Origin of the sequence: Acidithiobacillus ferrooxidans ATCC 23270, from assembly GCF_000021485.1 — a bacterium.
Lineage (GTDB): Bacteria > Pseudomonadota > Gammaproteobacteria > Acidithiobacillales > Acidithiobacillaceae > Acidithiobacillus > Acidithiobacillus ferrooxidans.
Window position 1 is genome coordinate 761,407 of sequence record NC_011761.1, and the last position, 12,166, is coordinate 773,572.

At 57.5% G+C, this 12,166-nt stretch carries 7 protein-coding genes, 1 tRNA gene and 1 pseudogene; 8 read left to right on the plus strand and 1 reads right to left on the minus strand.

The annotated features are described in order from the left end of the window. Positions 1–96: 96 nt before the first annotated feature. From AFE_RS03920 to AFE_RS03945, 6 genes and pseudogenes are all read left to right on the plus strand, one after another. A pseudogene (locus tag AFE_RS03920) lies at positions 97–681 on the plus strand (IS481 family transposase); the annotation flags it as partial. 3 nt (positions 682–684) lie between these two features. Continuing rightward, positions 685–1,524 carry an ExeA family protein gene (locus tag AFE_RS03925; RefSeq protein WP_012535980.1) on the plus strand — a complete coding sequence of 280 codons (840 nt, stop codon included), beginning with the start codon at positions 685–687 and terminating at the stop codon, positions 1,522–1,524. Positions 1,525–1,534: 10 nt separating this feature from the next. Next, positions 1,535–1,738 carry a hypothetical protein gene (locus tag AFE_RS03930; protein ID WP_009567530.1) on the plus strand — a complete coding sequence of 68 codons (204 nt, stop codon included), beginning with the start codon at positions 1,535–1,537 and terminating at the stop codon, positions 1,736–1,738. Between the two features lie 253 nt (positions 1,739–1,991). Beyond that, on the plus strand, positions 1,992–4,946 hold the full coding sequence (locus AFE_RS03935) for a TrlF family AAA-like ATPase (RefSeq protein WP_080513175.1): 2,955 nt from the start codon (positions 1,992–1,994) through the stop codon (positions 4,944–4,946). A 5-nt stretch (positions 4,947–4,951) separates the two neighbouring features. Then, on the plus strand, positions 4,952–7,873 hold the full coding sequence (locus AFE_RS03940) for a type I restriction endonuclease subunit R (protein WP_012536387.1): 2,922 nt from the start codon (positions 4,952–4,954) through the stop codon (positions 7,871–7,873). A gap of 17 nt (positions 7,874–7,890) precedes the next feature. Continuing rightward, on the plus strand, positions 7,891–8,226 hold the full coding sequence (locus tag AFE_RS03945; RefSeq protein WP_012536388.1) for a M48 metallopeptidase family protein: 336 nt from the start codon (positions 7,891–7,893) through the stop codon (positions 8,224–8,226). A 455-nt stretch (positions 8,227–8,681) separates the two neighbouring features. On the opposite strand, the gene AFE_RS03950 is transcribed toward AFE_RS03945, so the two are convergent. Beyond that, a tRNA-Arg gene (locus AFE_RS03950) sits at positions 8,682–8,758 on the minus strand. Between the two features lie 135 nt (positions 8,759–8,893). On the opposite strand from AFE_RS03950, the gene uvrB reads away from it, so the two are divergent. Next, positions 8,894–10,921 (plus strand): excinuclease ABC subunit UvrB, encoded by a 2,028-nt coding sequence (gene uvrB, locus AFE_RS03955; RefSeq protein WP_012536389.1) that lies wholly within the window; start codon positions 8,894–8,896, stop codon positions 10,919–10,921. A 104-nt stretch (positions 10,922–11,025) separates the two neighbouring features. Next, positions 11,026–12,075: an NAD(P)-dependent alcohol dehydrogenase gene (locus tag AFE_RS03960; protein WP_009567251.1), complete on the plus strand. Its 1,050-nt coding sequence runs from the start codon at positions 11,026–11,028 to the stop codon at positions 12,073–12,075. Positions 12,076–12,166: the final 91 nt, after the last annotated feature.

The window sequence follows — 12,166 nt, forward strand, 5'->3', positions numbered from 1 at the left end:
ATTTGACATGAGGCCTTGACCTATATGGGGACTTTCATTGGTCGCCACATATTTTAAAGCGCCACATAATGGTACTTATGTGGTCGGCCACATAAATACCAGAATGGGAAGCAGGAGTGCTTCTGGGGCCAGATCGAAGGTCGCCTGCTGCCCATGCTGGAGGGCGAAGAGGGGTTGACCCTGGGTGCCCTGAACCGGGCGACGCAGGCCTGGGTAGAGCGGGAGTATCATCGTGCCCGCCATAGCGAGATCGGCACTACCCCGCTGGCCTGCTATCTGGAGGGTCACAGTGTCGCCCGGGAATGCCCTTCCGTCACCGAGTTGTCCCGTGCCTTCCGCATCGAAGTCCGGCGGCGGCAACGGCGCTCGGACGGCACGGTGAGTCTGGAGGGCAAGCGCTTCGAGATTCCTGCCCGCTACCGCACCCTCCCGGAGGTCACCCTGCGCTATGCCCGCTGGGATCTGACCCAGGTCGATCTGGTGGAACCGCGCACGGGTACGGTCCTCTGCCCGATCCACCCGCTGGATAAAACCGCCCATGCCGACGGGGCGCGCCGAACCCTGAACCCGACACCGGACCTCAGCCCCTTGCCGGCCACCGGTATGGCCCCGCTGATGCGTCAACTACTCGCCGAATATGCCGCCACCGGCGTTCCCGCCCGCTATCTGCCCAAGGAGTAAACCATGAGTCAAACGTTACTGGCCCTCTACGGGCTCAAGTGGAATCCCTTCTCCGCCGATCTGCCCATTGCGGCGGTCAGTGTCCCGCCCAAAGTCGAGGATTTCTGCTGGCGGATAGAACATGCTCTGGTCCGGGAGGGGGGCTTCGCTCTGATCCAGGGCGATCCCGGCACCGGCAAGAGCGTGATCCTGCGCTTGCTGGCGGAGCGCCTGTCCCGGTTGCCGGATCTGACCGTCGGCGCCATCCATCACCCGCAGAGCAATCTCGCGGACTTTTACCGGGAACTGGGAGATATCTTTGCCGTCTCCCTCAAACCCAGTAACCGCTGGGGCGGCTTCAAGGCCCTGCGCGAGCGCTGGCTCGCCCATCTGGAGGCCACCCGCCGTCGCCCGGTGTTGCTCATTGACGAGGCCCAGGAGATGAATGCCCCGGTGCTCTGCGAACTGCGCCTGCTGTCCAGTGCCCGCTTCGATTCCCAGAGCTTGCTCAGTGTCCTCCTCGCCGGGGATGCCCGACTCACCGAAAAACTGCGCCGGGAAGAACTGGTCCCGCTGGGCAGTCGCATCCGGGTCCGTCTGCACACCGAGTCTGCCAGCCGTAATGAACTGCTCGGCTGCCTGGAACACCTGATGACCGAAGCCGGTAACGCCGGACTGATGACGGCAGGTCTCTGCCAGACCCTCTGTGATCATGCCATGGGTAATTACCGGGTGCTCACCCAAATGGCGGCCGAACTCCTGGCGGCCGCCACCCAACGCCAACTGGATCAACTGGACGAGAAGCTGTTCCTCGAACTCTACGGCCCCGCCCAGCAACCCGCCCGGCGCAAAGCCGCACACTGAGGAGCCCGTCATGATCTCTTACCCCTGCAACGACCAGACGCCCCTGCCGCCGCTCTCCGACGAGGCCGCCGTCACGGTCCTGGAGTTCCTGCACCACTTCACCGAATGCTTCGAGAGTCAGTACTACGGGGAGATCCACCGGTATTACGAAGAACGATCACAGGCCAATACTCAGGCTGCTGAGCTGCCACCTGCCGACGATCCGCTGTTCTGAAAAACTGACCAATCCAAGAGCCATGCCGCCCCGTTCACAAAATCGGGCTGCGTGGCTTTTTTATGCCGCCGTCTGCCCCTCAAATATGTTGACCAGTGAACCATCGATTTGGGTGACCACACTCACTGGTCGCGCTCGAAACAAAAGTTGAAGTCGCCGAGAAGAAAGTCACGGTACTGAAAGACCTTTTCCGCACCCTCCTTCACGAACTGATGACCGCGAAGACCCGCGTTAACGAACTAGAGATTTCCACATGAGCACGCCCCAAATCCCAATAAAGATTGCGCCTTCACGTTGGCCTCGTGGGTCAGAATGGCGGCGATGGGATCTCCATGTCCACACACCAGAGAGCAGACTCGGATCACCGTTCGGTGGATTGACTTGGGCCCAATACGTGACCGAGATTGAGACAGCAGCAGCGGCGGCGAAGATTTCTGTAATTGGAGTCACCGACTACATGACTCTCGATGGATACGAGAAGTTATGCGCGGAAAAGAAAACAAACGGTCGCTTGAGCACGGTCGATTTATTGATTCCGAATATCGAGTTCAGGATGATGCCGCAGACCGCCGATGGGAAGGCTCTGAACCTCCACTTATTGATCGACCCTTCTGAGGATGATCATATCGATAAGATAAAGCGGGCACTAAGAAATCTGAAGTTCGACTACGACGGGCAACCTTACGGTTGCTGTCGGGAAGATCTGATCGAATTTGGTCGAGCTCAAGACCCGCTGCTTGCAGACGATGATGCCGCATATACGTTCGGAATTCGACAATTCAAACCGGATCGAACTGCGATTAAAAAGTGGCTCGATGGCGAGAGGTGGCTCCGAAGCAATTCGTTGATTGGAATCGCAAACGGAAAGGATGGGATCAGCGGACTCCCTCTAGATGGCTTTGGTGCCGTCCGTGATGAAATCCTGAAATGGAGCCACTTCGTATTCTCGGGAAACCCGCGCGATCGTGAACACTACCTTGGCCTCAAGGCGGGCACACCCAAGGATGAAATCATTCGTCAGTATCGTTCGTTGAAACCATGCGTTCACGGCTCCGATGCACACGAAGTTGAGCCGCTATTTAAACCCGATAACGAACGTTTCTGCTGGGTTAAAAGCGATCCCACCTTCCATGGATTACGCCAGATTCTCTGGGAGCCCGAAGACCGTGTTCATATCGGGACTCTACCCCCTCAGCCGTCCGACCATAGTCAGCAAATTCGAAGGATTTCGCTTTCGAATAGCTCAGGATGGTTCGCGACTGATTCGATCGAATTAAACGCGGGGCTCGTGGCGGTAATTGGTGAGAAGGGCGCGGGCAAAACTGCCGTCGCCGACCTTTCATCGTTTGCGTCAGGCTACCCGATGGATCGGAAATCCCAGTCGTCCTTCATCACAAAAGGAGCGCTGCATCTCTCCGGAACAAAGATTGAACTCGAATGGGGAGGCGGCGACAGGACGGAAGGAGTTCTTACAGACTCCCCACTAAGCTCCACCCGGCCGCGTGTCCGGTATCTATCTCAGGACTTTGTCGAGCGATTGTGCTCTTCGGATCATGAAGGAACGGAACTCCAGAAAGCGATTGAGGACGTAGTTTTTGCGAAGTTGGACGAAATCCAAAAGGAAGGCTACTCATCGTTTGGCGAGCTAAGGAAAGCCCGAGAAGCCGCATCTAATATCCAAAAGGAAGCACTCCGGGGGGAACTTGCGACCCTTCACAAGAAAGTCGATAGGCTCCAAGAAGCAATCGACCAAAGAGGCTCGAAAATAAGAGCAAAGGCTGAGGTTGAAAAGCAGGTTGAAGAGCTAAAGAAGCAGCTGCCTGACGCGACTCAATCGGTCGATCAGAAGATTCTGGAAGAACTTGAAAAGCAACAGATCCTCCTAAGAGAGCTCGAAGAGCAGATCGCCAACAGAAGCCGGCGACGCCGGACAATTGAGGGAGCAATAGAATCGTATGGCGCCATCAAGAAAAGCACTACTCAGGAAGTAGCAAAAGTCGGGAAGCAGTTGCTCGACGCCGCCGTGGCGGAATCCACGGTGCAGAAAATCGGGCCAACATGGGCACCGGATGTCGATGACCTCCTGCAGAAGGAAGTCGAGAAATTGGACGCTGAGATCGTAGCCTTGAAAGGGGCGGATGGTGCCCCGCTGAACCCACTGTCCGTATTTGGCGTTCAGATTGAAATTGCGAGGCTTAAGGAGCTAGTCGCAAAAGATGAGGTTAGCCGGAAGCGTCTTCTCGATCTTCAAAAACAGATCGCGGAGCGGAGCGCGAATGCAGAACGATTGGCCAAGGAGATTCTGAATCTCGATGAGAAAGTCACGAGGGCACTTGAAAAACAGAAGGCCAAACAGGTCGATCTGTATCTTGACGTGTTCAAAGCACTGTCAGCCGACGAGGCCGGTTTGAAGGAGCTTTACTCGCCGATGCAGGACGCGATAGACCAGCTCGGAGAGGAGATGCAATTCAGTGTTTCAGTCGGATACCAAATTGACGCGAAATCTTGGCTAGACCGGTCGGCAAGATTCTTCGATGGCCGCCGAGTTGGCGCCGAAGCCAAGCGTGAAGAGATTGAGAGAATTGTTGAGACAAAGCTGGTGCCCGCATGGAAGAGCGGTGACCTGGAAAACATTAAGACCGCGTTTGAAGAGTTTCTTGCTGCGGTAGACATTCGATCGTTTCCGGAAAAGTTCGGAACGTCGAAATCCTCCAGAGTCGAGCTTTCCGATTGGATCTACTCGGTCGATCACATTGAGCTGTCCTACAAGATTCACTACGCGGGAACTGAGCTCGAATACCTTTCACCAGGCACTCGTGGGATAGCACTCCTAGTGCTCTACTTGCTGATGGATGAGGACGACACACGGCCGCTCTTGATTGATCAACCGGAAGGCAATTTGGACAATTCTTCCGTCTACAAGCAACTGGTGCCCTACATCAGGAAAGCGAAGAAACGTCGGCAGATTATTCTAATTACCCATAACCCGAATCTTGTTGTAGCGACAGATGCCGAACAGGTCATTATTGCGACAGCGGAGCGACCTACTACCCAGCCATATCCCTGTCTAAACTACGACTCGGGCGGTCTAGAACATTCAGTTGCTGGAACTGATATGGGCGTTCGCGAAGCGGTTTGTTTGCTTCTCGAAGGCGGTGAGGACGCATTCAGAGCACGTGAAAATAGATATTCTCTCGTGCAACTTTAGTCATCATGCCCACCCCCTCCGAACACAAAACCGTCCAATCCCGCATCCTCCGCTACGCCGAGGCCATCGGTTGGACCTTTGTGTCCCGCGAGGCAGCCGAGCAGCGGCGCGGGTTTGATCCGGACGTGCCGCCCGCCGACCGCGCCAAGAACCGTTCGCTTTTCTTCGACGACCTGCTCGACGCCAAGCTGCGGGAATTCAACCCGCGCTACGCCGAGGCCGAGGGCGCCTTGCTCGGGCAGTTCCGCCATCTGCACGCCGACATCTACGGCAACCGGGAATTCGTCGAGCACCTGCGCAACCGGGGCAAGTTCTTCGACCATGAGGAAAAGCGCGAGCGCGACCTGATCCTGATCGATTACGACGACCCGGCGCGCAATGTTTTTGAGGTCACCGAGGAGTGGGCCTATAACAACGGCCACTACGGCACACGGGAGGATGTGGTCTTTCTCATCAACGGCATCCCGGTGCTGGTGATCGAGTGCAAGAACGCCAACAAGGATGAGGCGATTGCCCTGGGGGTGGATCAGATTCGCCGTTACCACCGCGAGACGCCCGAGCTGTTCGTGTCGCAGCAGCTCTTTACTGCCACCGACGCCATCGGTTTTTCCTACGGGGTGAGCTGGAACACGGTGCGGCGGAACATTTTCAACTGGAAGGACGGGGAAGTCGGCAAGCTGGAGGCCAAGGTGAAGAGCTTCTGCGCCATCCCGCAGGTGCTCGCCTTCCTGAAGGACTACATCGTCTTTGCCGAGAAGGACGAGGAACTCAACAAATACATCCTGCGCCAGCACCAGACCGGCGCGGTGGAGGCGGCCGTCAGCCGCGCCCTCGATCCCCAACGCACGCGCGGCTTGGTCTGGCACACCCAGGGCAGCGGCAAGACCTTCACCATGATCAAGGCGGCGGAGCGGCTGTTCCGCGCGCCCGGTGCGGACAAGCCGACCGTGCTGCTGATGATCGACCGCAACGAGCTGGAAGACCAGATGCTCAAGAACCTCGCCGCGCTCGGCCTGGGCAATCTGGAGCACGCCAGCAGCATCGCCCGGCTCAACCAGCTGCTGCGCGACGACTACCGGGGCATCATCGTGACGATGATCCACAAATTCCGCGACATGCCGGCGGACTTGAACACGCGCTCGAACATCTACGTGCTGATCGACGAAGCCCACCGCACCACCGGCGGCGACCTCGGCAACTTCCTGATGGCCGGCCTGCCGAACGCGACCTTTATCGGCTTCACCGGAACACCGGTGGACAAGACAGTGTATGGCAAGGGCACCTTCAAGACCTTCGGCTGCGAGGACGACCAGGGCTACCTGCACAAGTATTCCATCGCCGACAGCATCGAGGACGGCACCACGTTGCCGCTGTACTACCAGCTCGCCCCCAACGAAATGCTGGTGCCGCACGAAACGCTGGACAAGGAGTTCCTGTCGCTGGCCGAAGCCGAAGGCGTGGCCGACATCGAGGAACTGAACAAGATTCTCGAACGGGCGGTGAACCTGAAGAACTTCCTCAAGGGCAAGGAGCGGATTCAGCACGTGGCGCAATTCGTCGCGGCGCATTACCGCGAGAACGTCGAGCCGCTGGGCTATAAGGCCTTCCTCGTCGGCGTCGACCGCGAAGCCTGCGCCCATTACAAGCGCGCCCTCGACCAGTTCCTGCCGCCCGAGTATTCCGAGGTCGTCTACACCGGCAGCAACAACGATTCCAAGCTGCTGAAAGAATTCCACCTCGACCCGAAGCGGGAGCGGCAGATTCGCAAGAGCTTCGGCAAGCTCGACCAGATGCCGAAAATCCTCATCGTCACCGAGAAACTGCTCACCGGCTTCGACGCGCCGGTGCTCTACGCCATGTATCTCGACAAACCGATGCGCGACCACACGCTGCTGCAGGCCATCGCCCGGGTGAATCGCCCCTACGAGAACGAAGTGCAGGAGATGGTGAAGCCCCATGGCTTCGTGCTGGATTTTGTCGGCATCTTCGACAAGCTCGAAAAGGCGCTGGCCTTCGACAGCGACGAGATCAACGCCATCGTCAAGGACCTGAAGCTGCTGAAGGTGCTGTTCAAGAACAAGATGGAGTCCAAGGCCCCGGACTACCTCGGCCTGATCGAGCGCAACTTCAACGACAAGGACGTCGATACCCTCATCGAGCACTTCCGCGATCCCGAGCGGCGCAAGGAGTTCTTCAAGGAATACAAAGAGATCGAGATGCTCTACGAGATCATCTCGCCCGATGCCTTCCTGCGCCCATTCATTGCAGACTATGGCACCTTATCGGCGATCTACCAGGTCGTCCGCAAGGCCTACACCCGAACCGTGATGGTTGACCGCGAGTTTCAGGCCAAGACCAACCATCTGGTGCGGGAGCAGGTGGGCAGTTATGGCGTAGGTGGTTTGGGTGAGATTGTCGCGATCGACGGCAATACCATCGAGCTGATCAAGAACAAGCGCGGCGGGGATGGCACCAAAGTCATCAACCTGATCAAAAGCATTGAAAGGCTTGCCGAGGAGGGCAGCGATGACCCTTACCTCATCGCCATGGCGGAGCGCGCGAGGGCTGTGCAGGAGAGCTTCGAGAGCCGCCAAACCAGCACTGCCGAGGCGCTGGCCGAATTGCTGCGTGAAGTGGAAGGCAACGAAACGCGGAAGAAGGAACAGGCCGAAAAGTCCTTCGATGGCCTGACCTATTTTGTCTACCGCAGCCTGCTCGATGCGAAGATTCAGAACGCCGAGGCGGTTAGCCGGAAGATTCGCCACGCATTCACCGAGTTTCCGAACTGGAAGCGCAGCGAAAACGCCCTGCGCGAACTCCGCAAGAAAGTGACCTTTGCCCTCTTTGCCGAAACGGAGGACCTTGACCGGGTGACGGCGATGGTGGATGAGTTGTTTACCCTGCTGGAAAAGGCGGATCGGATTTGAAACCGCAGATTTCATAGATGGACGCAAATTCAAAGAAGACGGAGTTCAAACAGCGCGTCCGCCACTGGGCCGAAAAGCTGGACGTCAAGATCGTCTGGCTGGGGGTGCGTCCGATGCGCAACAAATGGGCCTCGTGTTCTACCGCCGGCCATTTGAATTTCAGCGACGAACTGCCCGCCCTGAAGCCCGAGCTATGGGACTACGTGATCGTCCATGAACTGCTCCACTTCTCTGTTCCCAACCACGGAAAACTTTGGAAAAGCCTGATGCGCTCGCATCTGGGCGAATATGAAGCACATGAAGGCGAGTTAAAGCGGATCGCGGGTAATCAGGCGCCGCAGCGTACGCGCTGAAGCAGACCGCTGCACTTATCGTTGCAGTGTTCTGTTTTGCACCCGCCTTTTTTCCCTGAATGTATCCATGTGGTGCCCGCACGGTGCCCACAAGTGGTCACAGAGTAAGGTGCGCCCATGCAGATGCGGCGCGACATGCCGAAGCGAAAAGAGCAGGTGAAGCGTAATCCGCCCGTTACGCAATAACAACAATAAGTGACAAGTCGCAGAATGTAACGACCGCAACTACCGGTCGTGATTCGTGGCTCCCCCCAAGCACGGCTTGCAACGCCTTTATCCTTGATTGCTCCCGGTAGCCGCCTTTCAACGTGGGCAGCACCTCTTTGGAGTATCGGCACAGCAAATCATTCAATGTAGTCTGTTCAGACTCCGTACGCTGGACAAAAACCCCTCGCACCATCTCAGATAGGAGGCGTGTTCCGTCACCAATTGCTGACGCAACTAATTGTTTTATATGGTGCGCCTGGAGGGACTCGAACCCCCGACCTACGGCTTAGAAGGCCGTTGCTCTATCCGGTTGAGCTACAGGCGCATAGGGATGATCGAACAGTAAATCATCGGCGCCATTGTAGAGGACCGGTGGCGGTCAGGGAAGCCGGAGTGTGCCTCTTTTCGCTGACGGCTGCCAGCGTGTATGGTTGGTGGTATCAGCCGATCGGAGCAGGGCATGGACAAGCGCTTTATCCTGGAGAGCAGTTTCCCGCCGCAGGGCGACCAGCCGGAGGCTATCCGTCTGTTGGTGAACGGCCTCGCCGCTGGTGAATATTTCCAGACCCTGTTGGGGGTGACCGGTTCGGGCAAGACCTTCACCATGGCCAACGTCATCGCCATCACTCACCGGCCCGCCATCATCATGGCGCCCAACAAGACCCTGGCAGCGCAGCTCTATGCGGAAATGCGCGCGTTCTTTCCTCACAATGCCGTGGAGTATTTCGTCAGTTATTACGATTACTACCAGCCGGAGGCCTACGTTCCTTCCTCCGACACCTTCATTGAAAAGGACGCCGCTATCAATGATCACATCGAGCAGATGCGCCTCTCCGCCACCAAGGCCTTGCTGGAACGGCCGGATGTCATCATTGTGGCCACCGTTTCGGCGATCTACGGCCTGGGTGATCCCGCCTCCTACCATGGCATGATTCTGCATCTGCGCGAATCCTCCACCATGGATCAGCGCGCCATCCTCAAGCGTCTGGCGGAGATGCAATACAGCCGTAATCCTTTGGAAATGAAGCGGGGTACCTTTCGCGTCAACGGCGATGTCATCGATATATGGCCCGCGGAAAGTGAGGACGAAGCCGTTCGGATCGAGCTTTTTGGCGACGAACTGGAGCGCATCTCGCTCTTCGATCCCCTGACCGGCAAGACCATCACCCGTTTGCCGCGCTACACCATCTACCCCAAAAGCCACTACGTCACCCCGCGCGAGACCATTCTCGCGGCGCTGGACGCTATCAAAGATGAGCTTCGCGCGCGTCTGGAGGACCTGCGCCGCGCCAACAAGCTGGTCGAGGCGCAACGACTGGAGCAGCGCACCCGCTTTGATCTGGAGATGATGGCCGAGCTGGGGTATTGCTCGGGGATCGAGAATTACTCCCGCTACCTCTCGGGACGAGTGCCCGGTCAGGCACCGCCGACCCTGATGGACTACCTCCCCAAGGATGCCCTGCTATTCATGGACGAATCCCATGTCACGGTCCCACAGTTCGGGGGGATGTACAAGGGCGACCGTTCGCGCAAGGAAACGCTGGTGGAATACGGGTTCCGGTTACCCTCGGCGCTGGACAACCGGCCCTTGACGTTTCCCGAGTTCGAGTCGCTGATGCCGCAGACCGTGTTTATTTCCGCCACGCCCGGTCCCTACGAACTGGAGCACTCCGGGCAGGTGGTGGAGCAGGTGGTGCGGCCCACCGGCCTGGTCGATCCCGCTGTGGATATTCGTCCGGCGAAAGGGCAGGTCGATGATCTGATCAGTGAAATCAACATCGTTGTACGTAACGGTTGGCGCATTCTGGTGACGACGCTGACCAAGCGGATGGCCGAAGATCTGACCGATTATCTGCATGAGCTAGGCATTAAATGCCGTTATCTGCACTCTGATATCGAAACGGTGGAGCGGGTGGAGATCATTCGCGATCTGCGCGCCGGGGTGTTCGACGTGCTGATCGGGATTAACCTGTTGCGGGAAGGCCTGGATATGCCGGAGGTGGCATTGGTCGCCATTCTGGATGCGGATAAGGAGGGCTTCCTGCGCTCGGAGCGGTCCCTGATTCAGACCATCGGGCGCGCCGCGCGTAATTTGCATGGACGGGCCATTCTCTATGCGGACAGCATCACCAAATCCATGGCTCGGGCCATAGCCGAAACCGACCGCCGCCGGGAAAAGCAGTTGCAGTTCAATGCAGCGCACGGCATCACCCCGCGCGGCATCGTCAAGCCGGTATCGGACATGATTGAGGGGGTCTATCGCCGCAATGTACAACCTGCCGCGCATGCCGCGGAAAAAAATGCGGATTATCGTGTGCTCCGTGATCCCCAAGCCGTTGCCAAGAAAATCAAGGAACTGGAGGAAGCGATGTACCGACACGCCCGCAACCTGGAGTTTGAGCAGGCAGCGGCGCTGCGGGACGACATCAAAAAACTGGAAACCCGCCTTCTGGGAACCGACCTGCCGGTATCTCTGGAGGAGGACTGAAGGGGCAATCCTCGGGGAATGGCGGTTGTCGCCTTGACGCCAACTTGAGCATTGCCTATCCTGTAAACCAACCGGACGGTATGCAATGACAGGAGAACATGATCATGATCAAGACAAAAGCCTACGCTGCTCAGACTGCTCGCAGTCCGTTGGCGCCCTACGAAGTCCTGCGTCGTGAGCCGGGTCCTGATGATGTCCAGATAGATATACTCTTTTGCGGTGTCTGCCATTCCGATTTGCACACCGCCCGCAATGAGTGGAAAAACACGCTGTATCCCACTGTTCCAGGTCACGAAATCGTGGGTCGTGTCGTTGCCGTCGGTAAGGATGTCAAAAATTTTAGCGTTGGTGATTTTGCCGGTGTCGGTTGCATGGTGGACAGTTGTGGGCACTGTCCGTCCTGTGCCGAGGGTGAGGAGCAGTACTGCGATAACGGATTCACCGGAACCTACAACGGCCCGGTCTTCGGCGGCGAAAATACCTACGGTGGCTATTCCCAGAGCGTGGTGGTCAAAGAATCCTTTGTGCTGAAGATTCAGCATGATGAAAAAGATCTGGCGAGTGTGGCACCACTGCTCTGCGCCGGTATCACCACGTACTCGCCCTTACGCCATTGGGGTGCCGGACCGGGTAAAAAGGTCGGCATTGTGGGTTTGGGCGGCCTTGGTCATATGGGCGTCAGGTTGGCGCACGCCATGGGCGCCCATGTGGTGCTGTTCACCACCTCTCCCGGCAAAGTGGAGGATGGTAAGCGGCTGGGGGCGGATGAGGTCTGCATCTCCAGAGATGACGCGCAAATGGCCAGCCATGCCAACAGCTTCGATTTTATCCTCAATACGGTGGCGGCGTCCCATAACCTGGACGCCTTCCTGAATCTGCTCAAGCGGGATGGTACGATGACGCTGGTGGGTGCGCCGGCAGAGCCCCATCCGTCACCAGAAGTCTTCAACCTGATTTTTAAGCGCCGGCAGCTCGCGGGCTCCCTTATCGGTGGTATTCGGGAAACGCAGGAAATGCTGGATTTCTGCGCGCAGCACGGGATTGGTTCGGATATCGAGATGATCCCCATGGACTACATCAATACCGCCTACGAAAGAATGCTGAAGAGCGATGTGAAGTATCGCTTTGTGATTGACATGGCGACGCTGAAATAGGTTCTCTGGGGCCGGAGATATCCAGCCCCAGCAGCAAGAGACCGAATACGCGCCGGGCTGAAGCCATAAACGATAGTCCGGCATGTTTTTT